The following is a 395-nucleotide window of genomic DNA, read 5'->3' on the forward strand; positions in this document are numbered from 1 at the left end:
CCGAGGCGGACCACTCGCCGCGGGTGACGGTGGATCGGATGGTGGTGGCGCGGGAGTCGTGGCGGTTCGTGGCGGGTGAGTTGGGGTTCGTGGACGAGCGGGTGGAGTCGCGGCGGTTCGTGCGGGCGCGGCAGTGGCGGGCGGGGTTGGATCTGCCGCGGTGGGTGTTTGTGACGGTGCCGGGGGAGCCGAGGCCGTTCTTCGTGGATTTCGACTCGCCGGTGTACGTGAACATCTTCGCCAAGGCGGTGCGTCGTCTGGCGCGTCGGGATGTGGGTGGGCGGTTGACGGTGACGGAGATGTTGCCGACGCCGGAGCAGGTGTGGTTGACCGATGACGTGGGCAACCGGTACACGTCGGAACTGCGGTTCGTGGCGGTGGACCAGACCCGGACG

Annotated in this window: 1 protein-coding gene; it reads left to right on the top strand. The window is 69.1% G+C overall.

The features are described 5' to 3' along the window. Positions 1-395 (top strand): lantibiotic dehydratase (locus QSK20_RS31960; RefSeq protein ID WP_285792328.1); only part of this gene is annotated, 395 nt, incomplete at both ends.

The organism is Micromonospora sp. NBRC 101691 (genome assembly GCF_030269285.1).
Taxonomy (GTDB): Bacteria; Actinomycetota; Actinomycetes; order Mycobacteriales; family Micromonosporaceae; genus Micromonospora; species Micromonospora echinospora.